Raw genomic sequence first — 26,150 nt, 5'->3', positions numbered from 1 at the left:
TTTGGTTTGACCAAAAAGCTTGAACTTTACGCACCATTTGCAGGAAGTGTTGTTGATGTTTCAGAAGTTCCAGATCCGGTCTTTTCCCAAAAGATGCTAGGGGAGGGATGCGCAGTTCAACCAGAGGAATTATCGGAACTTGTGGTCTGTGCACCTATCTCTGGCGAATTGGTAAAAGTCTTCAAAACTGGACATGCATTTGCAATGCGATCCAGCGATGGCGTTGAAGTTCTTGTTCATGTTGGTCTAGAAACCGTAGAGCTCAAAGGCGAGGGTTTTACGATTCTTGCCGAATCTGGTCAAACCGTTAACGTTGGCGATCCCATTGTTAAAGTTGATATCGCAACCGTAAAAGCGGCGGGATACAACATGATTACTCCGGTAGTGCTAACTAAACGTGGGCAGACTAAAGATGTGCAGGTAAAAGCTAGAACTGTGCAATCGCAAGATACCGTTTGTACGTTCAAACTTGCCTAGCAGGTTGCTCACCCAGCCTGCGACGGCGCATCTTTTAAGTTTCGCGTCAATACGCCGAAACTAAATGTGGGGAGGAAACCGCGAATGCGGTTCCCTCCCCACTGGCATAAGTAAGCATCACATCAAACGTTGATGTCTATGATTACTTATCTTCTAGATTTTCAAGTTTTTCGATTCGAGATTCAAGCTCTGCAATACGAGCATCTCGCTCAGCGATTCGAGTATCAATTTCCATTATTTCACGGTCTTCAAGTGCATCACGAAGCTCGGAGCGAATAAAGTCACGTGTGGCGACTTCACCTAGAGCAAGACGCAACGATGCGATTTCCCGAGTTAAATACTCGGTATCGGCTAGGTTCTGAGCTGCAACTTGCCGATCTCGCTGGGCAGTTACGCGGTCACGATCATCTTGGCGATTCTGTGCCAACAAGATGAGCGGAGCGGAATACGATGCCTGCAAAGATAGCATCAGGGTCAATGCGGTGAATCCAATTTCTGCCGAATCAAATTGCAAGGATTTCGGAGCGAAGGTATTCCAACCAATCCATGCAACGACGAAGATAGAAAGGTAGATCAGAAACTTTGGGGTTCCTGTAAAACGGGCAATTCTCTCTGAAATAACGCCGGTGGCTTCGCTGTCCCATCGTGATCGCTTGATGCGACGTGCGCTCTTGTCGAGCGGCTGATCAAAGCTGTTTGGCATGCTCATCCCACCTTTCCATCATTTTCAGTAGCGTCTTCTTCTGACTCGATGAAATCAGAACCGACTGCGCGAGAAATAAATTCCGAATCGCGAGGAGTGTCGGCTCCACGGCTTTCTGCTTCAGCAGCACGTTCTTCGAGCTCTTCGGTGTCTGAATCATAGTTTTCGTTAACGGTTTGATCGAGCAGAGCTTCGTCGTATTCACGCCAGTGCTCAGGCAAAAGGTGATCGAGAACGTCGTCGACGGAAACCGCACCAATAAGTTGCCCTTCGTCGAGAACCGGAATTGCGGTCAAGTTGTATGTTGCGAGCAGACGCGTAACGGTACCGATTCCATCCGTTGGATCGAGGGGTTCGACGTCGTTATCAACGATACTTCCGATCATCGTGGATGGAGGCTCGCGTAGAGCTCGTTGAAGATGGACTACGCCGATAAATCGACCGGTTGGGGTTTCAAGCGGAGGACGGCACACAAAGACCATTGTTGCCAGTGCAGGCGGGATATCAGCCCGACGAGCGTGTGCGAGCGCCGTTGCAACGGTAGCGTCGGGTGGCAAAACAATCGGCTCAGTCGTCATCAAACCACCAGCGGTGCGTTCGCCATAGGACATGAGACGTCGAACGTCTTCTGCCTCGTCCGGTTCCATCCGACTCAAGAGCATTTCCGCTTGGATAGTAGGTAGATCGGCTACCAAGTCGGCGGCGTCGTCAGGTTGCATGACTTCGAGGACATCCGCGGCACGCTCAACGTCTAGACCAGACATAATAACTACGCGGTCTTCATCACCCAATTCTTCGAGCACGTCCGCGAGGCGATCATCGGCAAGCTGATTGGCAACCGCCAGCACGCGGTCGTTTGGTAACTCGCGAAGAACATCCGCAACATCAGGAGCTTTGAGATCATCCAGCTGAGCAATAAGCGCGTTAGCTGCTTGATTGGCAATCTTTGAAGCCAACCCAGTGACTTCGTTGATCGGAACAATCAAGGTATTTCCTGCGTCCTTGGAACCGCGCTTCATGCGAACGTAAAGCTGGGTGAGCCGCCATTCGCGTGAGCGCGTCATCTCCATAGCTACGTCTTCGACTACGGCAATTCCGGAACCGTCTTTGAAAACAACTTCACGATCAAGAATTTCGCCTACCACCATTGTCTCTACCGGACGCTGAGAGAACCGACGAATATTTACTAAACCAGTGGTGATAACCTGGCCGTTTTCGATCGCAGTAACGCGAGTTAGTGGAACGAAAACTCGACGCTTAGCCGCAACTTCTACCACGAGTCCTACAGCGAGTGGTTCGTGTTTTAATCGAAAAACCACAACCACATCTTTTACTTTTCCGACGCGATCACCGATGGGATCGAAAACGTCAGTGCCGGCGAGCCTTCCTACGAAAATTCGAGAGTTCGTAGCGTTTTTGCTCATGGTTCACCTCCATGTGGTTGATAGTGAGTTAGTTTCTTGTGCTTATAAGCAGTCGAAATTCCTTCGTTGTACGGTTTCAGGGGACGAGGGATGTTTAGCTTTGTTGAGCTTCAGCAATCCATTTTTCTACACCGGCAACTGTACGCGGAATATTTTCAGAAATACGCACCGCGCCGTCTTTTGTGACCACTACATCGTCTTCAATGCGCACACCGATTCCACGGAAGCGCTTCGGTACCTTGAGATCATCGGATCGGAAATAGAGGCCGGGCTCAATGGTGAAAACCATTCCAGGTTCAAGTACGGCATCTTGATAGAGCTCGCGCTTTGCCTGTGCACAGTCATGAACATCAAGTCCAAGATGATGCGATGTACCGTGTGGCATCCAGCGGCGATGGTATTGGCCATCAGTAGTTAGAGATTCTTCTGCACTTACTGGAAGCATTCCCCAGTTTTCAAGATGTTTAGCGATCACTTCCATTGCCGCAAAGTGTACATCGCGGAAGCGGACGCCTGGCTTTGAAGCCGTTTCAAGTGCATATTCGCAGGCCTCAAGCACAGCTTCGTAAACTTCACGTTGAGCATCAGTGAACTTGCCGTTCACAGGAAGCGTTCGGGTGATATCAGCGGTGTAAAGAGAATCGACTTCGGCACCGGCGTCAACCAAAATTAAATCACCGTCGTTTACAGGACCGTCATTTGCGATCCAGTGCAGGGTGTTGGCATGGTTTCCCGATGCCGCAATGGTGTCGTATCCAAGACCGTTTCCTTCTTCGCGCGCCTTAGCACCAAATGCGCCTTCGACTACGCGTTCACCACGCCAATGACCAATGGCACGAGGGAGATTCTTGAGGATCTCGGTAAAGCCTTGTGCGGTGACCTCTACTGCCTTTTTCATCTCCCTTACTTCCCACTCATCCTTAATAAGGCGAAGCTCAGAGGCTGCTTCTGCAAGGGCAAAATCGGCGTGGAGCGCATTTTCGGTAATTCCGTTTTGCTGGCGTAGTTCTTTCACCAGCTCTTCGATAGCAGCATCTGCCTGAGGGATCACGCGAATCTGAACGCTTCCAAGGTCCTTTGCTAGGTCATCACGAAGTGAGTCGCTGTGCTTGACGTTAATTCCGGTAAGGGTATTCATTTCCTCCGCGGAGAGACGTGCACCAACCCAGAATTCTCCGTGGCGTGAATCTGCATAAAACTCTTCGGATGAACGTGAGGCACGCGGATGAAAATAAAGCGTTGCTTCGTGTGTGGCACTTTCGGCGTCATGGGAAAGATCCGAAGGATCGTCGATTGGGTTGAGGACTAAGACGGCGCCTGGCTCATCTTCACCACCAAGTCCTGTGAGGTGGGCGAAAGCCGAGTGTGCACGGAAGCGGTAGTCGGTGTCATTTGAACGGACTTTAAGATCGCCAGCAGGGAAAACGAGTCGTTCACCAGGGAACATTCGACCAAGTGCGGCGCGACGTGCGGGGGTGAAATCTGCGACTTCAAGACGCTGTGGTCCCTGTGGACGTGGTCCCCAATCTTCACCAATGAAGGTGCGAAACGCACTGCCGTTCGGACGTTGAGTGCGATTGTGTGCACGCGCTTCGAGTTCTTTGTTTAATTCTTGGTTTTCGTTCACGTTTTCGCTCATCATGATTCTATTATTCCACCGAACCAAGGGAGAATGCACACTTGTTCCCAACGGGTGAAAATGTATAGGAGAGCCAAGCCAGGAATGCTCAACGATTGATTCGTGCACGATTTATATCCGGTGCTGTTCTCAAAAAGCGATGCGGAAAGTTAAGCTAGATTTATGCGAATTGATTTGCATACTCACTCAAGTTATTCGGATGGCACCAGCACACCCACGGAATTAATGTGTGCTGCTGCCGAAGCGCACCTAGACGTGATGGGAATTTCTGATCATGACACCGTTGCAGGCTGGGAAGAAGCAGCAAATGCAGTGTCATGCACCGGGGTGTCGCTGGTACGAGGCATGGAATGCACAACCCGTTATGACGGTATAGACATTCACGTGCTCGGTATACTTTTTGACCCAGCAGATCAGGCAATACGTTCTCATATCGCACAGATGGCTAATTCTAGGGAGATTCGAGCAAGGCAGATAGTTGATCGACTCGAACAAGATTTCCCAGTCACCTGGAATGACGTTGTAGAGCTAGCTGGAGATTCGCGGTCGGTAGGCCGCCCACATATCGCAGATGCGCTAGTTGGTAGGGGAGTCGTGGAGAATAGAAGCGAAGCATTTGAACGAATTTTACACACGTCGTCTCCATATTATGTTCCTCAGATCGCTCCGAGCACACCTGAAGCAATTGAGATGATTAATAATGCTGGTGGTCGGGCCATTCTTGCACACCCGAAAGCGGTTAAGCGCGGAAAAACTGTAAGCGATCGGACCATCGAATTATTTGCGCAGGCGGGCTTGTTTGGAGTTGAAATTGACCACCGAGATAATCCTGTTGACGCCCGTCCGGCACTTGTGAAGCTAGCAAAAAGATTAGGTCTAGCACGTTTTGGGGCTAGCGACTATCACGGAGCCGGAAAACCTAATACTCTTGGTGAGGGAGTCACCGACGAAGCTGTGTATTTCAGCGCAATCAATGGAACATTTTTGGAGGTATTACATCCGTGAGTTTTGACGCCGCACTGTATGGATCGGCATTTGCCACGCTGTTCCTCATCATCGATCCACCGGGAAATCTTCCGGTTTTCATGTCGTTGACTTCGAGACTTTCTGAAAAGGATCGCCGGCGTGCTGCTTTTGTCTCGAACGCGATTGCCCTTGTAATTTTGATGACTTTTGGATTCTTTGGTTTCCAGGTTTTCGGAGCCTTGGGGATTTCGACTGAAGCTCTTCAAATTTCCGGTGGTCTCTTGCTCCTCTTGGTAGCTTTGCAGCTGCTCACAGGTGAGGAAGAAGATCCTGGCCGTGAATCTGGCACCATTAATGCGGCAGTGGTGCCACTTGGTACACCTTTGCTAGCGGGTCCAGGAAGCATCGTGGCGTTCATGCTTTTGGTTGACGACGCCGGTGCTTCGATTGCCTCGATTGCGACCGTTTGTTTGGGCCTCATTAGCGTTTTGTTTATTTCATTTGTGACGATGCGTTTTGCTACTCCAATCATGCGCGTTATGGGTAAATCAGGCGTTATGCTCCTTACACGACTTTCCGGCATGCTCTTGGCCGCTATTGCAACCCAGCTAATCATTACCGGTGTTGTGAGCGTGGTTCATTCAATCTGAGTCCTGAACACAGGAACTGAACCAGAACTAAACTTAAGGTTCGGGCACTATTCGCTGACATTATCGAATAGTGCCCGAGCCTTTGAACTGCTTAGAGTGGAGGGGTTCTTAGGGATTCGAGAACAACCGTGAATCCCTAAGAACCCCAGCCAGAACTTATTCTGCTGAATCCTTCTTTACGCGGCGGCGCTGGCGTGGACGGCGTTCTTTACGAGCCGTTGCTCCCCCTGCGTTGCGTCCCTTGCTATTTCGACCGCTCGAGCTGCGGCCCTCGTTGTTCCGATTACGCGAGTTCGAACCGCCACGCGAGCTCTCATTGCGCGAGCCGGAATTATGCCCGCGTCCACGCCCGTTATTGTGGCGGTCGCCCGAGCGTGAATGACGCTTTCCAGTTTCGCCTAGGTCCTCGATTTCTTCCGCATCAAGTCCGGCGCGATTTTGTTGATCCTTTGGAAGTCTTCCTGTAGTACCTTCTGGGATATCCAAGTCTGAATAGAGATGATCGGAGGTGTGGTAGGTTTCCACTGGCTCTGGGAAATTCAAGTTCAGTGAGTGATTAATAACTGACCATCGTGGGGTGTCTTCCCAGTCTACGAAGGTAACAGCAGTTCCTGAATGTCCAGCTCGTCCCGTGCGGCCGATTCTGTGCAGATAAGTTTTTTCGTCTTCAGGGCACTGGTAGTTGATTACGTGTGTCACGTTATCGACGTCGATACCGCGTGCGGCGACGTCGGTGGCAACGAGCACGTCGATCTTTCCGTTGCGGAAGGCACGCATAGCCTGCTCACGGGCACCTTGACCAAGGTCGCCATGAATAGCGCCGGCAGCGAATCCGCGGTCCGTGAGTTCGTCAGCTAACTGCGCCGCCGTGCGTTTTGTGCGAGTGAAGATAATCGTGAGACCACGTCCGGATGCTTGCAAAATACGGGCTACCACTTCCGACTTATTCATGGCGTGACAGCGGTAAATAACCTGCGTGACATTCTGAACCGTGCTCGATTCGTCGTCTGGATCCTGAGCCCGAATATGGGTTGGTTTCGTCATATAACGCCGTGCCATGGCAACTACAGGTCCAGGCATCGTAGCGGAGAACAGCATGGTGTGGCGATTGGCAGGGGTAGCACCCAGAAGGGTTTCAACATCCTCTAAGAAGCCCAGATCAAGCATCTCATCAGCTTCGTCCAACACAACGTTGCGAGCTGCTGAAAGATCAAGTGTGCGGTTTTTCTTCAAATCGATCAAGCGACCCGGAGTTCCCACCACAACTTCTGCACCCTTCTTGAGCGCTTCTACTTGAGGTTCGTAGGCACGTCCGCCATACACTTCAACGATACGTAAGGAGCGCTTAGAACTAGCATTTCGTAAATCATTTGCAACCTGCTTCGCAAGTTCACGAGTAGGAACAATGATGAGTCCCTGAGGTGCACCAGGATGCTCGAGTTCATCCCAACCGAGTTCACCGGGTCCAACAGTATTCTCAAGAACAGGGATCCCGAAGCCAAGGGTTTTACCGGTGCCCGTCTTTGCTTGGCCGATAATATCCGCACGCTTGAGGGCAACCGGAAGAGTCAAGGCCTGAATAGGGAAGGGGTGAGTGATTCCGCGTTCGGAGAGTGCTTCAACAATAGCGGGTGAAACACCGAAGTCGGCAAATGAACGGCGATTGAGATCGAGCTCTTCAGCAGAGCCTTCGATATCTGCCTTCACCTGTGACGTTTTAGGAATAGATGCATTTGAGGCATCAACGATACCTGAAGTATTAGTCATTTAATTGTGCTTTCGCCTGGTGGCGGATACGAATATCGACGCCGAAATATGGCAGCCGATCGTGTATTTCATTCAGCTTCACCAAGACGACCGGGCAACCGCTAACACATCCACTCTACAGTGAGGTTCGAAATAACGATGTGATCTCGCCGATCCTATAACCGTTTTCACTTTTAATTGCTAACAGGAGCGGAACAAAAGGTACTGAAAGTTGCGTTTGGCGCATTGTTTTATGAGAGAACCATGGCGGAGTTTTATATGCAAACAACAAAAGGGCAACAAAAAAGCGGACCTCGTTGTCCGCATCTTCATTGAGGAATAACCTCAAATTAATCAGTTGTTCATGAATTCCGACATTAGTTCCATTTCACGTGCCTTAGCTTCGTAAATGTAGCCACTAACATTGGTTTCGTTGCGCTTGAAGAAATTCTTTAACAGTGCCATGTCCAACTCACCTCCTCTATTCAATTGTTTGTACTTATAAAGTTACTCCGAGTCCTCCCTTATAGCCAGAAGTTTTAGCTAAAAACCGCCAAAATGGTGCTAGCTCACAGATGGTGTTCGCCGTATAAAAGCAGTATGACGGTGGGGTGGGTATTTCTGATTGGAAATACCCACCCCACCAAGATCAACGTTTACCATTCAGCAAATAATTGCCAGATTCTGCGTCAATTACTTTTAAGCTCCCATCGAACGCGAACCGTGCGAATCTTGACGAGTAGCAACAGGATCCCATCCATCAGGAGTCTTCGTGCTGCGAATTGCATCTTCGCGCGAACGATAGATCACATATGGTCGGGTTGGATAGCCTAAAGGCATGCTTACAACGTGGACCAAACGCGTGAATGGCCAGATTGCGAACAATAAGAATCCAGCAATGATGTGAAGCTTGAATGCAGTTGGAACTCCATCAAGAAGTGATGGATCAGGCTGGAAGAAGAGTACCGAACGGAGCCAAGGGCTAATTGACTCGCGGTAATCATAGCCTCCGGTAGCACCAAAGATCTGGTTCTGCACGGTAGCAATCACTCCAAGGATGATTGGGATCAGCAATAAAATATACATAATCACGTCGTTACGGGTGGTTGCCAAACGCACTGACTTTACTACAATGCGACGGTAGAGAAGCCCTGCCAGTCCAACTAGCGTCATAATTCCAGCAACTGATCCGAGCACTGTTGCATTAAGATGGTAGAAGTGCTCGGAAACGCCGACGGCGCTTGTTGCGCTCTTCGGAATCAGAAGTCCAACGATGTGACCTACACCGACGAACAAAATACCGAAGTGAAAAAGCGGAGAGGACCAACGTAACCAGCGAGATTCGTGAATCTGGGAGGAACGGGAAGTCCAACCGAACTTATCGTTTCGGTATCGCCAGATAAGCCCGCCGATGAGGAGGGCGAGTGCAAGATAAGGGAATCCAACCCACAAGAATAAAGAAATTCCTATCATCGTCGTGTCTCCTGACTATTTGTGGTTGGGAACGGTAGCTCCTGTACTCCAACCATTTCTGCTGGTGGGCCTTGCATAACCAGTCGCTTAAAAGCATCTTCCGCGCGTTTATCGAGCGGTGGAAGGGTAAGGATCAAAGCGTCGACGACGTGCTGCCACGGGCTCGATAGAGACGTGAGCGCAGCACGAAGGACTTCTAACCCCTCCCGATGGATATTGACAAGATGGGTGGCTAACTCATCACCGGTACGCGCGGATAGCTCAAGCACTGCTGGTAAATAATCCGGCAGTTCGCCTGCGGTTACTTTCCAGCCCACCGCTTCAAACGCTTGTTGAAACGTCAGAATTGCGGTACCACGTAGGCGAGTGTCACCCGTCGAGTAATAGGACAGGTAAAGATTGCACTTTCGTTTCTGATCGAAGGTTTCCACGTAAGCTGTTTCAATTTCATCTTGTGGGGTGTTTCGTGCCCACTCGATGAAACGCTCAAAGCTCTGAGCGACCTCTGGATCAACACTATCGAGCTCGGTGGTGATGATATCGAGGTGGTTCATGAAGTCCTCGCTGGGGTAGTCCAAGAGAACCGACGCAATCATATGCGCGGTACGTACTGGACCGGCGTCGTGTGAATTATCTGCCTCGGTTTGTTTAACCGTGAAAGCTTCGCTACTCATCGGCGTACCTCAAGTGGAATAAAGGTTTTGGTGCCGGAAGTGTTTCCGGCCTGTCCACCCATTCCTGGTCCTCCCAAAGAATCCAAGGAACAACCGAGTTCAGCAATTCCGCGTGGAGTCTCTGCGGAAGCTGTTGGGATTACGTAGCGATCATCGTACTTGGCGATTGCCAATAGACGGTACATTTCCTCGATCTCTGGACCGGTCATACCAACTGCTTGTGCAGCGGTTTCATCCGGTTCCTTACCGAGGTGAATATTGCTCATGTACGAACGCATAGCGCCGAGCCTACGCAAGGACTTCTCAACTGGAACTGTGTTTCCAGCGGTGAACAAGCCTGCTAGGTATTCAAGTGGAATGCGCATCGACGCAATTGAGGTAAGTAGAACCTTCGCATCTTCCCCATCTTCACCCGCTTCAGTGATTGCGTCAACAACCGGGGAAAGCGGTGGAATGTACCAAACCATTGGCATGGTGCGGTACTCCGGGTGAAGAGGAAGAGCTAACTCGAACTTCTGTATGAGCTTCCAGATTGGGGACTCCTCAGCTGCGCGGATCCATGAGTGCGGAACGCCATTTGCTTCGGCTGCTGCGCGTACCTCAGGATCTGTTGGATCGAGGAGAAGATCACGCTGTGCCTGGTAAAGATCACGTTCGTTCTCTACGGCTGCGGCTTCACCGACGCGATCGGCGTCGTAAAGAACTACGCCGAGGTAACGCAAGCGTCCCACGCAAGTTTCCGAACAAACAGTTGGCTGACCAGCTTCTAGGCGTGGATAGCACAGGGTGCATTTTTCTGCCTTACCGGTGTGATGGTTAAAATAAACCTTCTTATAGGGGCAAGCCGAAATACACTGGCGCCAGCCACGGCATTGATCTTGATCTACCAAAACGATGCCGTCTTCAGCCCGCTTGTACATTGCGCCCGAAGGGCAGGCTGATACGCAGGTCGGATTCAAGCAGTGCTCACAAATACGCGGAAGGTAGAACATGAAGGAATCTTCGATACTGCGCTTAACCTGTGTGGTCATCGCTTCCAAGATCGGATCCTTGTCCATGGTTTCCATCGAACCGCCGAGGTCATCATCCCAGTTCGGACCCCATTGAGGAGCATCGATCTTCTTGCCGGAGAGCTGGCTTACCGGACGTGCAGTTGGAAGATTCTTCGAATCCGCAGGTGCTGAGAGCAACTTCTCGTACTCGTAGGTCCATGGCTCGTAGTAATCTTCAAATGTTGGCATTTGTGGATTAGCAAAGATTGTGCTGAGTTTACGGAGTCGTCCACCGCCACGAGGCTTGAGTTTTCCAGACTTGGTTCGCTCCCAACCTCCGCGGTACTTATCTTGGTTTTCCCATTCCTTTGGGTAACCTACACCCGGCTTGGTCTCAACGTTGTTAAACCAAACGTATTCGGTTCCTTCGCGGTTCGTCCAGGCTTGTTTACACGTCACCGAACAGGTATGGCAACCAATGCATTTGTCGAGGTTCATCACCATCGCGATTTGAGCCATAACTTTCATCAGAACTGTACCTCCTGAGTACGACGACGAATGAGGGTCACTTCATCGCGCTGGTTACCAGTGGGGCCGATGTAGTTGAATCCGTAGGTCAACTGAGCGTGGCCACCAGCCATGTGGGTTGGTTTAAGCAAAATACGGGTCAGGGAGTTATGAATTCCTCCGCGTTTGCCGGACTTTTCAGAAATCGGTGTTCCCGAAACTCGTTCCTGGGCGTGATGCATATAAACAGTTCCTTCAGGCATACGATGCGAGACTACTGCGCGAGCAGCAACGGTTCCGTTGCGGTTGTAGGCTTCAACCCAGTCATTGTCTCGGATTCCGATCTTCTCGGCATCTTGAGGAGACATCCAGATGGTTTGACCCCCTCGTCCCAGCGTCAACATATGGAGATTGTCGTAGTACTGGGAATGGATTGCCCACTTGTTGTGAGGCGTAAGGTATCGAACCGCGACTTGGGCGACCCCGTCGTCCTTCGAAATCTCGCCAACCACGGAATCACCGTGGATACGGGAAAGATCAATTGGTGGACGGAATACTGGCAAGGACTCACCGATATTGATCATCCAGTCGTGGTCCAGGTAGTAGTGCTGACGTCCCGTGAACGTATGGAACGGTTTGAGGCGCTCAATGTTGATAACGAAAGCGCTGTACCGGCGTCCACCGTGCTCAGAACCAGACCACTCGGGGGAAGTGATGACGGAGCGAGGTTGGATAGTGGTATCTGCAAAGGTGATGAGCTTTTCTTCGTCGCCCGCTGCCAAATCAGCTAGCTGTTGACCCGTCTGCTTTTCGTACTGCTTGAATCCTTGAACAGCCATTCGACCATTCGTGGTCCCTGAGAAATGCAAAACCATATCTGATGCCTTGACTGGAGTATCAAGGAGCGGACGTCCGGCTCCAGCACCTGCAGACGCAACTCCATTGCGGTGAGCGAGCTTCTGAACTTCAACGTCTGGCTTAAGCATGATGCCCTTGATCGGCAAGCCAACCTTCTCCGCGAGTGGTCCAACGGTAATGAACTTCTCGTAGATCTGAGTGTAGTCACGTTCAACCGGGATTAGCTTCGGCATAGTCTTGCCCGGAATGAGTTCTCGAGTCTCGAGTGGTTCTACGATTCCGTGTGGAAGTGCAAGCTCATCAGGAGTATCGTGCGAAATCGGTGCCATAATGACATCGGTTTCAGTGCCAAGGTGACCGTGAGAGAACTGAGATACGAGCGCCGCGAGTTCCTTGAAGATCTGGAAATCGGAGCGTGCTTCCCACGGCGGATCAATCGCTTTGTTGAAGGAATGCATGAATGGGTGCATGTCTGTTGACGAAAGATCTTCCTTTTCATACCAGGTTGCGGCAGGAAGAATGACGTCGGAGTGCAGCGTCGTCGAAGTGTTACGGAAATCGATCGCGAACATGAGATCGAGCTTTCCGGTAGCAGCTTCTTCGCGCCACTTAATTAGCTGAGGACGCTGCGATTCTTCGAGTTCGGTTGCGCGCACAGCGTGATCAGCACCGAGCATGTGCTTCTGGAAGAATTCCGTGCCCTTTGCCGACGAACCGAGTAGGTTTGTACGCCAGTTTGCCAAGATCCGGGTGAAGTTCTGCGGATTATCCGGATCGGTACATGCGAAGTGTAGGCGATCTGCTTTAAGTTCGTTAACAATGTATTCGCTCGGAGTAGTTCCAGCTTCTTTAGCTTCCTTGCCGATCTGCAAAGGAGACTTATCAAATTGCGGGAAGGACGGCATCCAACCACGCTGAGAAGCCTCAATGAGGGTATCGGCGTTAGTGAGTCCCTTCCAATCAGCAAGAGGAGAACCAACTTGTTCTGCTCGGGAGCCGTCATAACGCCACTGGTCGGTTAGTAGGTACCAGAATCCGGTGGTAATCATTTGGCGAGCTGGTCGTTGCCAATCGAGCGCCATCGCGTACTGCTGCCAGCCCGCGATTGGTCGAACCTTTTCCTGGCCAACGTAGTGTGCCCAGCCACCGCCGTTCACGCCTTGGGTTCCACACATGGTGGTGAGCGCCAAGAACGTGCGGTAGATCGTATCTGAATGGTAGAAGTGGTTAGTACCTGCTCCCATCACGATCATCGAACGGCCCTGCGAATCGATTGCGTTTTGTGCAAACTCGCGGCCAACGCGGATCGCTGCGTTCATTGGAACACCGGTGTGTTCTTCTTGCCACGCAGGTGTACCTGGAACTGAAGCATCAGCGTAATCTTTCGCCCATTCACCTGGAAGACCGGTGCGCTTGACGCCATATTCAGCCAAGAGAAGGTCAAATACGGTGGTTACGAGGTGGTCCCCGACCTTGATTGCTGGCACTCCTCGCTTGATTAGGCCACCGCCAAGTGAGGCGGTATTCGAAAGCGAGGTGGGAAGATCGAAGCGGGGGAGGGTGATCTCAATTCCCTGCCAGTTTTGCTGGTTGGCAATCGAGATTTCCGGGTTTACTCCTTCGAGGGCAAGATTCCAACGGCCAGGGTTTTCCGAATCGAAGCGATCCGCAAGAGTGCCGCCTGGATCTTTAACTGTTCCGTCAACGTCCAGTACTAAGCCGCGATGTTCTGGGTTTGGCTTAGAGCTGATATCTTCTGCATAGCCTGCCGGAAGATCTTCAGCAGTGAGGAACTTACTTGGAACATATGAATCGCCAAGCTGCTCGAGTTTCACCAGGAATGGTGAATCTGTGTAGCGATTCATATAGTTCAAGAAGAATGGTTCTTGACGCTTTACATGAAACTCAGAGAGGATCACGTGACCCATTGCCTGGGCAAGAGCGGCGTCGGTACCTGGGTTTACACGTAACCATTCGTCACCGAACTTGGTGTTGTCTGCAAAGTCAGGGGAGACTGCCACAACTTTTTGCCCATGGTAGCGAGCTTCAGTCATGAAGTGAGCATCTGGAGTACGTGTGATCGGAATATTCGATCCCCACATAATCAGGTACTGGGAATTGAACCAGTCGCCCGATTCAGGAACGTCGGTTTGGTCACCAAATACCTGTGGCGACGCCGGTGGGAGATCCGCGTACCAGTCGTAGAAGGAGAGCATTGTTCCGCCGAGGAGCTCATAGAAACGTGAGCCCGCAGCATAGGAAATCATGGACATAGCTGGAATAACGGAGAAACCAGCTAGACGGTCTGGACCGTACGCCTTGATTGTGTAGACGTGTGCTGCAGCTATAAGTTCGTTTGCTTCGTCCCAGCCAACACGAACCATGCCACCCTTGCCTCGCTGAGATTTATACTTCTTAGCGCGTGCTGGGTCTTCGACGATCGCTTCCCAAGCGTCTACAGGATCTTTTCCACTGGCACGCTCTTCACGCCACATTTGGAGCAGCGCTCCGCGCATGTACGGGTATCGAATACGGGTAGGAGAGTATTCGTACCACGAGTAGGCAGCGCCGCGTGGGCATCCACGTGGCTCGTATTCGGGCATATCTGGTCCGGTTGATGGGTAGTCAGTTGCCTGGGACTCCCAGGTGATGATTCCGTCCTTGACGTACACCTTCCACGAACAGGATCCGGTGCAATTCACGCCGTGGGTAGAGCGTACGACTTTGTCATAACTCCAGCGTTGACGGTAGAAGGAATCGGCATCTCTGCCACCTTCAAGGAAAAGCTGGCGTGCGTCGTCGGACATTTGACCGCGACGGAGCTTTGAGCCTAAAGCGAAAACGCCGGAGGCGGATTCTACATAGTTTTTGTTCATATCTGGGCCTTTCATTGAGCCACGGATTTAGCCACGGAATGGTGCGTCAGGGCGGACATTGCGAACCCATGCGATTGCCGAACAAAGTACACAAAAGATCGCGCAGGCGAAGAAGAAGGTGGAGGCGTTGATCATGGAGAGAGCAACACCGACGAGGAACGGTCCGAGGGATGCCACCGCTGCGGTAAATCCGATCGCTCCACCTGCTTGACGCTTTGGCATAATCATTGGCATTTGCTTGAAGGTACCTGCGTTGCCTATTCCCGCGAAGAAGAACATGGCGAGCATTGCCCACAAGAAACCATTGAAGTCAGCCATTGACTGGGGATTGATAAGGAAATACCCGGAAACAGCGAGTGTAATTGCCATGCCGACGCCGGAAACGAAGGTCCAAAAACCACCGGTGAACTTATCGCACAGTGGACCCCAAGCTACGCGGACGATTGAACCGATTAGTGGGCCGAGAAAGGCGTAGGTTGCGCCGGCAACTGCCAACTTGATTGTGCTTTCAGAACCGTAGTTGTTGTTGATGAGAAGTCCGAATTGTGCGGCTAGACCGGAGAATACGCCGAAAGTCATAACGTAGAGAGCGGTCATATACCAGGTGTTTGGGTTGGAGAAGATATCGAGCTGTTCCTTGATGTTCGCCTTTACTGGAACGTCTTTGAGGAAAACAAATGCCAAGATAGCTGCGAGGATCGTCCATGGAACGAAGAAGATTGCGGGGTTGTGTACCCAGAGCTGACCACCGGAAATGGCATGCTGAGGTGCTACCCAAGTGATTCCAAAGAGCCCGAAGCCCATGAGCACTGGACCCACCAGCTGGATTACAGACATTCCGAGGTTTCCTATACCTGCTTGGAGGTTAAGTGCAGTTCCGGCTAGACGCTTCGGGAAAAAATAACCGGTTGACGGCATGTAACCGGAGAAAGAACCTCCACCGATTCCACACATAAGGGAGAGGATCATTAGCCACCAAAAGGGGGTGGAGGTGTCTTGTACTGCGAAGAACCAACCAAACATGGGGAGGAGATAGAGGAGTGAAGATATTCCGATGAGCTTGCGTGTTCCAACGATTGGTGGAAGGAAGGTATAGATGAGACGGAAAATACCTGCGGATAGCCCTGGCATCGATGCCAACCAATACAGTTGCTCTTTAGATAGGTCAAAGCCGATTTCTTTGAGCTTTGGTGCGAGTGCGGAAACTAAGAACCACACCGAGAAAGCGATGATCATAGAGAATGTGGAAATAACTAGGGTCGTCCAAGCAATTTTGGAATTCCAATTTTCAGGATTTTCAGGATTCCAATTCCTGAGTGTTTTGCCCGAGGAATCTAGTTTTTCCTGCGTTTCGGAGTTAGTCATTAATGCTCCCAAATTGAATTTTCTGTACAAGGCGACCATCGCCTTTTGTTATCGTAACCTGTAGTATCGTGAATGATAGTAGTAAAACTATTTATGCGACGAAAAATTTTCGTATTTCCGATTTGTGTGGAAAATTGCAGGGTATGTTAGGGACGCATTAAGGTTAAAAAATGGAGAAAATTTCAGTTTCTGCTTCGATAATTACTGTCGATTCGCGGGTCATCAATGGTGTAAAAACTGATAAAGGTGCCAAGGCTGCGCGCGCTTTTCTTGAAGAAAACGGGATCAATGTGGTGCGCGAAGTCGTGCTCGATGATGTAGCTGCACCGCTCCGGGGAGAGTTCGTTCGAGCTTTAGATCTTGGTGTTCGATTAATTATTACGGTTGGTTCAACGGGTGTTTCTGCTCGCAATATTGTGCCTGAGACAACCCAAGCGTTCTGCGATGTTGAGATGCCTGGAATCGCTGAGCAAATACGCGCTGAAGGTGTGAAAAACACCCCGCTAGCGGTGCTTTCGCGTGCAACTGTGGGAATTACCTCACGTACGTCTCGCGGAGCTGTGATTGTTAACGCACCGTCGACGACGGGTGGAGTGAAGGACGCTTTAAAGGTGGTAATCCCACTCCTACCGTATATCTATGAGCAGTTGGATCAGACCCAAGCATGAGCTAATAGGCTTATTACTCGCGGTCAGTTGGATTTACTCGAGCTTTGGCGTTCTCCTTATGAGGTCAGCGGATCATCGCTCCAGTTCGCCGGCTAGGCGTTTTTCAAGGATCTCTGCTGCCTCTGGGGTGTCGACGTCGAAGCAGACGTCGTCATCGTCGGGAATTAAGGTGGCGTTGAGCGTGCGGAAAACCGATCGAATTGATCGGTCACGTCCAAAATGCAAGTCGCGAAGTGCACTAAAACGATAAAGACCGTGGACATACTGTGGCCAACTCTCGTTGCCAAGTTCGAGCGGAATTGCTCCATCGATTTGCCGACTGACGGATAATTGAGCGGTGAGTTTGGGCAGGATTCGTGGTGAGAGTGGAGCGTCGCAGGTGGCGAGGAGGACGGCGTCGTCGTTCGAAAGAAACGCAAGCGCGTTAAGACCTGCTTGAATACCTGCGAGTGGTCCACCAAAAGGAGGGTCTTCGAGTGTAAGCATTACATGGGAAGGTACTTCAAGGTTTTCTGGACCGACGACGACGGTCGCGCCCGTAAAACCCGTCTGGTTGAGCTCGTGGAGAAGAATATCTAGCAGGCGCTTGCCGTTAACACGGTAGTCAGGTTTGGAAACACCGCCAAGCCGGCATGCAGTGCCACCTGCCAAAATAATGATTGCCCGGACGCTTTGGAGTGAATCCGAAGCGCCAGAGCAATCAGTTAGAACCTTATCGTTCAAGTTAAACTACGGTGTTTAGACGAATCCGAAACCGACGCGGCGCTGCTCTTCCTTGGCGATGCGAACGTAGCCGAATGAGCCCGCAGGAATAAATAGGATTGATCCGTCAGAACCGTGCAATGTAACTGGGGAATTGCTTTCGAGGCAATCGTTGATTTGCTTCATCAATTCTTCGGCGGTCAACTCAACATCAAGGTTGATCGGTGAAACGGTATCTCGAATACCAACGCTGATTTCCATATTTACTCCTCAAAGAATTAGATCTTGTTCCAGTTTAGCGTGAAGATAAGCATGGTATGTAGTTACGTTTAGCGATTTCGTTAGTGGTGGACACGGAAATTGGCAGGAGTGATCAGATACCCTTGTTATAACAAGTTTTCAAAGGATGCCGGAATGATCGTTACTTTAGACTCAACGCAGCTAGACGTTATTGATAGATGCGTTTCTCCTTGTGCGCTCTCAGTAATTGGTGCACCTGGGTCGGGTAAAACTGAGGTTTTGAAGCAGGCAGTTGCCAAGGTTATTGAGGCTAACCCAATGGCTCGAGTTGCAGTGTTGAGCCCGGATAGAAGAGCCGCATCTCAACTTCGTAATGAACTTTCGGTGGCTTTGGGCGGGCTGTCCGAATTTATTTCGGTGCAATCGATTAATGCATTTTCTTTTCGAATTATCTCTGAGTATGCGCAGCGGAGCGGACGCCAAGAGCCAGAGTTAATTTCGGGTCCCGATCAAGATGTTGTTCTCAAAGAAATTTTTGATTTGATTGAAGAAGGCGTTATTCCGCTTAAGGATTATGAATTAGTTGCAGATGGTGTTTCACAGCTACCCGCCTATCGTGCGGAGTTTCGTGACCTTATTACCCGGGCTGCGGAACTAGGTTTATCTGCTGATGATCTCCATGATCTTGGTCAGAAATTTGAGCGACCTGCGTGGGTAATGGGCTCGAAGATTATGACTGCTTATGAAGGAGCGCTCGCGGTTCAAGCAAGTAGTTATTCTCAAAATCCTGATCGAGTGGATCATGCGCGACTGATGAGTAACGCCACTGGGGTTTTGCAGGCGTGGGAAAGTAGCATAGAAGGTTCTGGCTCACTTGGGAGTCTGCTTTCCAAACCACATTGGGACTGGGTTTTTGTTGATGATGTTCAGGATGCAACGTTGAGCCTCCTTAAACTTCTCCGGCAGTTACAAGACGACGGCGCTTCGATTGTTACGTTCGGAGACCCTGACGTTGCCGTACAGGGCTTTCGCGGAGGAATTTCGCACCTACCGTCAATGCTTACGCGCTCTAAGAATGATTTAGGAATTGATGCTGAGCAGCTAATTTTGGGTCAGGTTTATCGTGGGAATGAGCAAATTAGAACTATTTGCCAGCGAATAGCCTCTGGGATCCATGTTGCAGGTGTGAGCAGGCACCGAAGTGCTCGTTTTTGGGATGAAGATGATTCTGAAAATAATGATTCAGTCAAAGTAATGACATCTGTCCACTTCAGCGCGATGATTGAACAAATTGGTGCTGAATTCCGGCGACTCCATTTAGAGGAAAGCATTCCCTATGGTGAAATGGCAATTATTACACGCTCCAATGCTATTCACAGTGCAATGCGGCGCGCACTCATTCGGATGGGAATTCCAGTTGAATCAATTAATTCGGCGTTACCTCTGCGCGAGCAACCTGCAGTTAGAGCATTGCTTGATCTTTTGCATCTGGCGATAGATGATCCGGCTACGATCGAAATCAATGATGTTGAGAGAGTAATTACCGGACGACTTTTTGAAATCGACCCGATTCAACTACGGCGTACCAAGCGTGAACTGAGAGGGTGGGAACTCCTCGCGGGAGGTACTCGACTCGAAAATGAATTGCTGTTGGAGATTGTGAACAATCCTCGTGCTGATGTTCTTAGAAAAATTCCTCAAATCGCGCGAATCGCTGGTCTCATTGGCAAAATTCGTTTGACCCACGGACGTGGAGCTAGTGCCGATGAAGTACTTTGGACGGCGTGGAATTCGCTTGGAGTAGCTGAAAAATGGCGCGCTACGGCTCTCGGAACAGGCATCTTAGCTGATACCGCTAATAATGATTTAGATTCGATTATCCAGCTTTTCAGAGTTGCTCAACGTTTGACTGACCGGAAGATGCAATCTGTGGGAATTGATCGTTTCTTGGAGAATATGGAACTCCAAGACCTACCTGAAGATTCGATTGCTCAAACCGGTGCCACAAACGAGGAGGTATCCCTCTGCACTCCTGCTTCAACTATTGGGCGTAGCTGGGACTACGTAGTAATCGCACAAGTTAACCAAGGTGTTTGGCCAAATGCTAAGCTTCGTAATCCGTTAACACGAGTTCCTGAATTAGTTTCCGTTGTGGTTGGTTCAGTTTTATCTGGCGGAACCGTGACGGCTGAACAATCGGTAAGTGAAGTAGTGGATGATGAGCTGAGGATGCTCCTTCAAAGCGTGTCGCGGGCTCGTACGTCGGTGACGATTACAGCTGAAGAAAACTCTGAAACCATGCCTTCAACGTTTATTCAGTGGCTGGATCGGGTTGAAGAGCTCGAACGATACGAAGTTTCTGATACCGAAGCTCTGAGCGCGAATATTGATAGTGTGGTTGGCGTGCTTCGTAGGATTTCAGTTTTAAACCTTGCGAAAGCATCGGAGAAGGCGAAGAACCTTTTAGATGAGCTCTCGAAAGCAGGAATCAAAGAAGCAGATTCGACGAACTGGGTTGACCAGTTTGAATGGACGACTACCGAAGCAATTGAAGATGGTAAAGTTAGGATTTCTCCTTCCAAAGTCGAATCAATTCTCGAATGCCCACTGCGCGAATTCTTTAGAATGATCGGTGCGGATTCAACTGAAGACACTGTTAAAGCGGATGTCGGAACCCTCATTCATAAAATTGCGGAAGACTATCCGCGTGGTCCGCGTGAAGTCATGTTGGAGGTTCTCAGCCGTGAATGGAGTGGGCTTGGGCTAGATAATTCGCTTTTGTGGAATCAAATCCTTTTCGATAATGCACAAAAGATGGTTGAAAAACTCGCCGATTATTTTGCTCAGGCACCCCAGGGAGTACAAACCGAGCTACGTGCTGAATATTCATCTGAGGATTTCGTAGTAGCTGGTCGAATTGATCGAATCGAGTTTGAACTGAACTCTCCCGAGCGGGTCGTCGTTGTGGATTTGAAAACTGGTAAATCGGCACCGGCAAAAGATAGCCTTGCCACGCATCCACAGCTTTTGACTTATCAATGGCTAGTCAATAACGGCGCGGTAAAAAGCGAAGGGAACTATCCTCAGCCTCACGAATCTGCGGGTGCGAAGCTCGTCCATCTGGGAATGCAGGGAAAGACTTTTAAGGAATCAAAGCAGGACGTGGCCACTGACGTTGATCTAACGTTGGCAGAACAAAACTTCATTAACGTTGCGCAGCTGTCACGAGGTCCCAACATTCTGGCACAACCGAATGCCAAATGTCAGTACTGTTCTTTCCAAACAATTTGCCCTGCACAAAAGGGATCGAGGTTATTTTCGTGAGGAATATTCTTTCTTTTCAAGATTTTGTTCGAGTATTTGATTTCCCACCCACCCAGGAACAGGAACAGGTTATTCGTTCAACAGAACCAGCGATCCTAGTACTTGCAGGTGCAGGTGCAGGTAAAACTGCAACCATGAGCCAGCGCATCGCGTGGCATATTGCCTCGGGAAACGTTCAACCCGATGAGGTTCTTGGGCTCACCTTTACGCGTAAAGCAGCAGGAGAGCTGGCTGAGCGCACAATAAAATACGTTCGAAAAGCTCAGAGCCAATTACAAGATGTTTCTGGACATAAGAAAGACGACGTAGCCGCCGATCTGGTACACGGAGAGTTCCGTCAACCAACTATTGCCACCTACAATGCTTTCGCCTCAGAAATTGCGATGTCCTATGCCATGTTGATTGGAGAAGATCCGCGGGCTCGGCTAATTACCGAAGGAGAACGTTGGCAGATTGTTACGGATATAGTCCAGAATTGGACTGGTACCGACGACGAAACTAAAGAACAGCTTTCTTCCGTGTCCGGCGTAGTTGACTCTGTACTTGCTCTTGCTGCCAGTATCATCGACAACAAATTGACGACCGATTGCGTTCGCCGTTACTTGTTGGACGAAGAAGATGCGATTTCTACCTTAGAAAATGGCGGAGCTTTTCGACGAGCACCGTTTAAAGGCACAGAAGCGCCGAAAGGGTTCTCTGAGTTAAAAAAGGCAATTCCAAGTCTCAAAGCACGCATCTCCATGATGGATGTAGTAGATGCGTATTTTGATTACAAGAAGGAAAATTCTCTTATTGAATATGCCGACCAGGTTGCATGGGCAACGCGAATATTGACACAAGTTCCACAAATAGCGCAGGATCTGCGCTCCCAATTTAAGCTTATCCTTCTCGATGAGTATCAAGATACTTCGATTAATCAAGCCGAATTCATCGCAGCTGCTTTTAAAGGAGCAGAATCGGTATGTGCAGTTGGCGATCCTAATCAGGCAATTTATGGCTGGCGCGGAGCCAGTGCGAACGCTCTGGCTGATTTCTGCGAAAAATTTTCTGTGGAGTCATCCAATGTTTTGAGCCTATCGATTGCATTTCGTAATGCTAAAAACATCCTTCACGTAGCCAATGCAACAACTCGAGGCTTTGAAAGAAAGTGGGATGCACGTACTCAAAAAGCTTTAGACGATGCATCTGGTTTAGATCGGTTTTGGCTAGATTCTCCAGCCCTTCCGCTCCCAAAGCGGAAGCTCTCGCTCAGTGAATTAACACCTGCTCCAAAAGCTGTAGGTGGATCTGTTATTCATGTGCATCGCCATTTGCGAATGGATTCCTATCAAGCAATGGCACACCAGATTTCGAAGGTTTTTAATGAAGCCAAGCAGCGAGACCCTAATAAAATCCCATCGGCGGCGGTGCTAATACGAAAACATCGGTATGTGGACGATATCGTTACTGTTCTTGAAAAAGAAGGCTTGAACTATGAAATCGTTGGTGGCGAGCAAATTGTTGTTATGCCAGAAATTCGTTTACTCAGGGCTATTTTAAATATTGTTTCTTCACCTAACCGTAATGATTCATTGATGGTGCTCTTTAATTATTTTGGAGTTGGAGCGCGTGATCTAAAGGCGTTTTCCAGGTATGTTGGTGATCTTAAGAAGAAAGACCAGGGGAAAGAAAGGCGACTTCAACTTAACTTAATTGAAGTATTGGCAGGGCTTTCCTCTGTCTCGGACCTACAGGCTTATGAGGTCTCCGAATTAGGTTCGAATCGAATCATGGAGATTGCGCGGTTACTTGAGACTGTAAGGTCCGAACGGCATCTGCACCTACCGGATTTCATAATTAAAGTTATCGACGAGCTAAACCTCTATACGGTTATTGAAGCCAGAGCTCAAGGAACTAACCGCGTTCGAAAAGCACTCGCTTTGTTCGTTGATTTGGCAGCTGGATTTATTACGAATAATCCAAAAGCAGGAATCAAGGATTTTTGTGATTGGATAACGGCAGTTGAAGAAAAAGAACGAGGTGGCGATGCTGAAAACGACGCCGATGTTTCTCTTTTCGAATTACAAGAGAGCATTGAGCCTGAATCTAACGTTGTTCAGATCTTGACGGTTCACTCAGCTAAGGGACTGGAGTGGGACGTTGTGGCTGTACCTGAGTTGGTGATGGGTGAATTTTCGGACGTTGTTGAGGGAAAAGCCAAATTATGGCAAACCCGAAAAACGATGTTGCCGTTCCCACTAAGATCAGACAGCGAGTATCTTCCTCAGTTTTCCGCGCAATCTGCGTGCACGGACTCTCGTGTCCAACAAGAAATGGCGCTGGCAGAGGACCCTGCCTATTGTCAAAAAGGTCTTGTAAGTTGTATGTTCTTCGATTACAAAAATCGAGTCGTACCTCAATACGAATCGGGCGAAGCACGACGACTGGCATACGTTGCCTTTACTAGGCCACGATCCTTCTTGATCTTGGGTAGCTATGACTTTAAAGATCAAGAAGACGTGAAAGTAGAATATGCTGCGCTTGATGGCAAAGTTGAAGCAGAAGATGAGGGGGAGTGCACCCTTTCTCAAAAATGGAAGAAGATCAGCAATTACGTTGATGAGGTTTATACGTTCGAAGAATCCCAGGGAACCAGGGTATTTGCTGATGAAATTTTGGATGATGAATCTGGAGGCGTAGAGTTCCACGAAACTGAGCGACCTTTTAGATCAGCACAGGAATTCTTAGTGTGGGCTGAACCTTTAATCGAGGATGATGCCACCAATGGCGTTGCTAAAACCGGTAACGATGAAGCGGTTTACCGGTGGCCGATTGATGTCGATCGTTCGCTTGATGGCAAATCTAAACATTCCTCAAATTCAAAGCAGACTGTCGACGCCGATAGTGTGTTGAACCTGCTTGATCGCAGTGAAGAAATGGTCAATCTGTTAATAGGTGAAAAGCGCCAAGCAGAAAATCAACGCTCATTAGAAAGTGATTATTTCACCGCATCAGGAATAGTGTCCTTAGTCAATGACCCCTCCCAGTATTTCTTGAACCAGCTCAGGCCTATTCCTCGAGAACCAATTCGAGCGGCAAAAACCGGAACAGATGTACACGCCCGTATTGCCAACTATTTCAATGCGCCTCGCACACTCGATATCGATTCAGTTTCGGATCCGTGGGAGATGCCGATTGATCAAGAAGTGGTGGTAGATGAAGCTCAGGTCAATAGCTTTATGAAGCGGTTCGAAGAATCAAGGTTTGTAGATCTACCTCAGCTTGCGATTGAGCAACCAGTTGAAATATCGCTTCTCGGTAAGCCTGTTCGCTGCGTGATCGACGCGGTATTTGATACGTCGAAAGTCTCGGCAGAAAAACCGATTTTGATCGTCGACTGGAAGACGGGTAGACACCCGTCTGATAAAGACATCGAATCGCGTCAATTTCAGTTGGAACTATATCGATTGGCGTGGTCTCACGGCTACGGCGTGCCGATCGAGTCGATTGAGGCATGTTTCTACTATCTAGGAGAGACAGATCCAAGTCGAAGAGAACTTCGATCTAGCGGTCTGCCCGCGGAGGATATCGAAAGCGTAATTGCTCAGAAACTTGAAGAAGGCAAACAACTATTCGCTACGGACCTGTGATGAAGATTTTGAATCTGGCTCACTAGGGGAGTCAGATCCAGAAACCTCAGGGAAGTCAGCATCTTCGTCGATATCTGGCGCAGACGTTGTAAACGAGGCCTCTTCTGCAGAGTCAACGTAATTGCCAGGCACGAATTCATCTACCTGCCAGGTTGGACCGAACGAGAGCTCGGGATCGGCTTCGATATCACTCGCAAGGTCACCCAGCATCTGCGTAGCTTCTTCAACCACGGAGTTATCCTTCATTCGGATTCCGAACAAAAGCCAGCGAAGCACAGCCAGTTCGCTCATAAGGATTGATCGATTAAAGAAGTTTTCGTCTACGACGTGGCTGAGAGCATTTTGATACGACTCAAAGACGGCGTCGAAAAGATCTTCTGGAAGTGAGGAAACTAGAGAAGCGAAATCAAGTGCTGGGTCTCCAACTTGGGTTTCGCCGAAGCCCAAGACACAGGAAATTGTTCCTTCTGACCATAAAAAATTTTCCTCGGCAACATCCCCATGGATGACAGCAGGGGTAAAATTCCAAAGCGCCTCATTATCTAGAGCCTGTTCCCAACGCCTACGCAGTACAGTAGGAATTGACGTGACCTGTTCGGCGTCGTGAAGCTCGGTAAGAAGGCGAGTACGCCACGCATAAGGATCGTAATGAGGCATTCCTGCACGATCGATAACGTCCGTGTTCAACGAATGAATCGATGCGAGAGTACGTCCGAGTTCGTGTGCGGAGGCCCGAGAAATATCGTCAAAAGACTGAATCTTCCCTAGTGGGGCAGGGTAAACAAGAGCTCGTCCGTGGCTAAGTGGTGCGAAACCTGCTGGACGAAGCACATCGAACGGAAGATTTCCATTCCGAAGTTCATGGAGCAATGAGCGCGAAACTGCAGCTTCTGCCTCGAGGGTTGTTCCTGCATGGGAATGCAACGGGTATTTAACTACCCAGCGCTTCCCTGCATCATCGAGCACGCCAGTGTAGTAAAAATCGGAGGTGCGCATAATCGGTTCGCGTGTGCCCACTGGGCGCAGGTCTTTGACGGCGACGACAGCAAGGGCGGCTAGATGAAGAGGTGTAACTTTCACACTCCAACGCTATCGAGAAATAGGGTCAAAGCGTGATTCACACACCGATTCCGATCAAATTGAGAGCGCGGCTGGCTGAAATGCGAAGCGCCGAGTGACGATGACTGAACCTTCGGGAAGAGGTAAGCCCTCTCACGGCGTCACCATTCATAGCAAT

18 protein-coding genes are annotated in these 26,150 nt (G+C 49.7%); 6 read left to right on the top strand and 12 right to left on the bottom strand.

Features of this window, described 5'->3' with window-relative positions:
* Positions 1-6: 6 nt before the first annotated feature.
* On the top strand, positions 7-477 hold the full coding sequence (locus EIH22_RS01090; protein WP_235001717.1) for a PTS sugar transporter subunit IIA: 471 nt from the start codon (positions 7-9) through the stop codon (positions 475-477).
* A 142-nt stretch (positions 478-619) separates the two neighbouring features.
* Here EIH22_RS01090 and EIH22_RS01085 read toward each other — a convergent pair whose 3' ends face one another.
* From EIH22_RS01085 to EIH22_RS01075, 3 genes are all read right to left on the bottom strand, one after another.
* Positions 620-1,180, bottom strand: coding sequence for a DUF1003 domain-containing protein (locus EIH22_RS01085; protein ID WP_124054669.1), 561 nt, complete (start codon positions 1,178-1,180; stop codon positions 620-622).
* A gap of 2 nt (positions 1,181-1,182) precedes the next feature.
* Entirely contained in the window at positions 1,183-2,604 is a 1,422-nt protein-coding gene (locus EIH22_RS01080; protein WP_124053983.1) for a magnesium transporter MgtE N-terminal domain-containing protein, read from the bottom strand.
* A 94-nt stretch (positions 2,605-2,698) separates the two neighbouring features.
* Complete coding sequence (locus EIH22_RS01075) at positions 2,699-4,246, bottom strand: aminopeptidase P family protein (protein WP_407640823.1); 1,548 nt, start codon at positions 4,244-4,246, stop codon at positions 2,699-2,701.
* 159 nt (positions 4,247-4,405) lie between these two features.
* Here EIH22_RS01075 and EIH22_RS01070 point away from each other — a divergent pair, with 159 nt between their 5' ends.
* A complete protein-coding gene (locus EIH22_RS01070; RefSeq protein ID WP_124053982.1) occupies positions 4,406-5,248 on the top strand; it encodes a PHP domain-containing protein in 843 nt (280 codons plus the stop codon).
* The gene (locus tag EIH22_RS01065; RefSeq protein ID WP_124053981.1) at positions 5,245-5,859 is read left to right on the top strand and encodes a MarC family protein; all 615 of its coding nucleotides are present in this window, start codon (positions 5,245-5,247) and stop codon (positions 5,857-5,859) included. Before EIH22_RS01070 ends, EIH22_RS01065 begins: the two co-directional genes overlap by 4 nt.
* 156 nt (positions 5,860-6,015) lie before the next feature.
* Here the strand turns inward: EIH22_RS01065 and EIH22_RS01060 are convergent, their stop codons facing one another.
* From EIH22_RS01060 to EIH22_RS01035, 6 genes are all read right to left on the bottom strand, one after another.
* Positions 6,016-7,626, bottom strand: coding sequence for a DEAD/DEAH box helicase (locus tag EIH22_RS01060; RefSeq protein ID WP_124053980.1), 1,611 nt, complete (start codon positions 7,624-7,626; stop codon positions 6,016-6,018).
* A gap of 678 nt (positions 7,627-8,304) precedes the next feature.
* Positions 8,305-9,078, bottom strand: coding sequence for a respiratory nitrate reductase subunit gamma (gene narI, locus EIH22_RS01055; protein WP_124053979.1), 774 nt, complete (start codon positions 9,076-9,078; stop codon positions 8,305-8,307).
* Positions 9,075-9,752 (bottom strand): nitrate reductase molybdenum cofactor assembly chaperone, encoded by a 678-nt coding sequence (gene narJ / locus EIH22_RS01050; protein ID WP_124053978.1) that lies wholly within the window; start codon positions 9,750-9,752, stop codon positions 9,075-9,077. Before narJ ends, narI begins: the two co-directional genes overlap by 4 nt.
* Positions 9,749-11,272, bottom strand: coding sequence for a nitrate reductase subunit beta (gene narH, locus EIH22_RS01045; protein WP_124053977.1), 1,524 nt, complete (start codon positions 11,270-11,272; stop codon positions 9,749-9,751). The genes narJ and narH overlap by 4 nt, the downstream gene beginning before the upstream one ends.
* Positions 11,272-14,985 carry a nitrate reductase subunit alpha gene (locus EIH22_RS01040; RefSeq protein WP_235001716.1) on the bottom strand — a complete coding sequence of 1,238 codons (3,714 nt, stop codon included), beginning with the start codon at positions 14,983-14,985 and terminating at the stop codon, positions 11,272-11,274. Before EIH22_RS01040 ends, narH begins: the two co-directional genes overlap by 1 nt.
* Positions 14,986-15,012: 27 nt before the next feature.
* On the bottom strand, positions 15,013-16,350 hold the full coding sequence (locus EIH22_RS01035; protein ID WP_124053975.1) for a nitrate/nitrite transporter: 1,338 nt from the start codon (positions 16,348-16,350) through the stop codon (positions 15,013-15,015).
* Positions 16,351-16,520: 170 nt separating this feature from the next.
* Here EIH22_RS01035 and EIH22_RS01030 point away from each other — a divergent pair, with 170 nt between their 5' ends.
* Positions 16,521-17,018 carry a MogA/MoaB family molybdenum cofactor biosynthesis protein gene (locus EIH22_RS01030; RefSeq protein ID WP_124053974.1) on the top strand — a complete coding sequence of 166 codons (498 nt, stop codon included), beginning with the start codon at positions 16,521-16,523 and terminating at the stop codon, positions 17,016-17,018.
* 72 nt (positions 17,019-17,090) lie between these two features.
* Here the strand turns inward: EIH22_RS01030 and mobA are convergent, their stop codons facing one another.
* Positions 17,091-17,741 carry a molybdenum cofactor guanylyltransferase gene (mobA, locus tag EIH22_RS01025; RefSeq protein WP_124053973.1) on the bottom strand — a complete coding sequence of 217 codons (651 nt, stop codon included), beginning with the start codon at positions 17,739-17,741 and terminating at the stop codon, positions 17,091-17,093.
* A gap of 15 nt (positions 17,742-17,756) precedes the next feature.
* On the bottom strand, positions 17,757-17,981 hold the full coding sequence (locus tag EIH22_RS01020; protein WP_124053972.1) for a DUF3107 domain-containing protein: 225 nt from the start codon (positions 17,979-17,981) through the stop codon (positions 17,757-17,759).
* A 153-nt stretch (positions 17,982-18,134) separates the two neighbouring features.
* Between EIH22_RS01020 and EIH22_RS01015 the strand changes: the two genes are divergently transcribed.
* Together EIH22_RS01015 and EIH22_RS01010 are read left to right on the top strand one after the other, a co-directional pair.
* A complete protein-coding gene (locus EIH22_RS01015) occupies positions 18,135-21,284 on the top strand; it encodes a UrvD/REP family ATP-dependent DNA helicase (protein WP_124053971.1) in 3,150 nt (1,049 codons plus the stop codon).
* A complete protein-coding gene (locus EIH22_RS01010; RefSeq protein WP_160148991.1) occupies positions 21,281-24,913 on the top strand; it encodes a UvrD-helicase domain-containing protein in 3,633 nt (1,210 codons plus the stop codon). The genes EIH22_RS01015 and EIH22_RS01010 overlap by 4 nt, the downstream gene beginning before the upstream one ends.
* On the opposite strand, the gene EIH22_RS01005 is transcribed toward EIH22_RS01010, so the two are convergent.
* A complete protein-coding gene (locus EIH22_RS01005; protein ID WP_124053969.1) occupies positions 24,893-25,993 on the bottom strand; it encodes a phosphotransferase in 1,101 nt (366 codons plus the stop codon). The genes EIH22_RS01010 and EIH22_RS01005 overlap by 21 nt on opposite strands.
* Positions 25,994-26,150: the final 157 nt, after the last annotated feature.

Origin of the sequence: Arcanobacterium ihumii (assembly GCF_900604515.1) — a bacterium.
Taxonomy (GTDB): domain Bacteria; phylum Actinomycetota; class Actinomycetes; order Actinomycetales; family Actinomycetaceae; genus Arcanobacterium_A; species Arcanobacterium_A ihumii.
The sequence above is the reverse complement of the archived record's forward strand: the minus strand, read 5'-3'. Positions and strand labels throughout refer to the sequence as shown.

Coding starts and splice junctions, on each gene's coding strand:
- EIH22_RS01085 (WP_124054669.1), bottom strand. CDS start 1,180: ATGCCAAACAGCTTTGATCAGCCGCTCGACAAGAGCGCACGTCGCATC.
- EIH22_RS01080 (WP_124053983.1), bottom strand. CDS start 2,604: ATGAGCAAAAACGCTACGAACTCTCGAATTTTCGTAGGAAGGCTCGCC.
- EIH22_RS01075 (WP_407640823.1), bottom strand. CDS start 4,246: ATGATGAGCGAAAACGTGAACGAAAACCAAGAATTAAACAAAGAACTC.
- EIH22_RS01070 (WP_124053982.1), top strand. CDS start 4,406: ATGCGAATTGATTTGCATACTCACTCAAGTTATTCGGATGGCACCAGC.
- EIH22_RS01060 (WP_124053980.1), bottom strand. CDS start 7,626: ATGACTAATACTTCAGGTATCGTTGATGCCTCAAATGCATCTATTCCT.
- narI (WP_124053979.1), bottom strand. CDS start 9,078: ATGATAGGAATTTCTTTATTCTTGTGGGTTGGATTCCCTTATCTTGCA.
- narJ (WP_124053978.1), bottom strand. CDS start 9,752: ATGAGTAGCGAAGCTTTCACGGTTAAACAAACCGAGGCAGATAATTCA.
- narH (WP_124053977.1), bottom strand. CDS start 11,272: ATGAAAGTTATGGCTCAAATCGCGATGGTGATGAACCTCGACAAATGC.
- EIH22_RS01040 (WP_235001716.1), bottom strand. CDS start 14,985: ATGAACAAAAACTATGTAGAATCCGCCTCCGGCGTTTTCGCTTTAGGC.
- EIH22_RS01035 (WP_124053975.1), bottom strand. CDS start 16,350: ATGACTAACTCCGAAACGCAGGAAAAACTAGATTCCTCGGGCAAAACA.
- EIH22_RS01030 (WP_124053974.1), top strand. CDS start 16,521: ATGGAGAAAATTTCAGTTTCTGCTTCGATAATTACTGTCGATTCGCGG.
- EIH22_RS01020 (WP_124053972.1), bottom strand. CDS start 17,981: ATGGAAATCAGCGTTGGTATTCGAGATACCGTTTCACCGATCAACCTT.
- EIH22_RS01015 (WP_124053971.1), top strand. CDS start 18,135: ATGATCGTTACTTTAGACTCAACGCAGCTAGACGTTATTGATAGATGC.